The 209-nt window shown below is 69.9% G+C and carries 1 protein-coding gene; it reads right to left on the bottom strand.

Annotated elements, in window-relative coordinates; translation table 11 throughout:
• A partial coding sequence (locus tag OO62_RS36265; RefSeq protein ID WP_033271991.1) for a DUF6243 family protein occupies positions 1–193 on the bottom strand: 193 nt, incomplete at its 3' end.
• Positions 194–209: the final 16 nt, after the last annotated feature.

The following is a 209-nucleotide window of genomic DNA, read 5'->3' as shown; positions in this document are numbered from 1 at the left end:
CGTCGCCCGTCTGCCCGGCGCCCTCAGCTGCGCCTGCCTTCTCGCGCATCTTGCGCACCAGCTCCGCCTTCTGGTCGGCGGCACCCTGGCGGTCGAGGTTGCGGTGCGGACCGTTGTTCTGCCGTTCGGCGCGCGACAGCCTCTTGCGCTGGCCGCCGCCCATGCCCACGGGGTTGTTGATGTTCTTGCTCACGGGTTCTCCCGGAATG

The sequence above is a fragment of the Streptomyces lydicus genome, assembly GCF_000717345.1.
GTDB lineage: Bacteria > Actinomycetota > Actinomycetes > Streptomycetales > Streptomycetaceae > Streptomyces > Streptomyces lydicus.
This window is presented reverse-complemented; position numbering and strand designations above follow the sequence as displayed.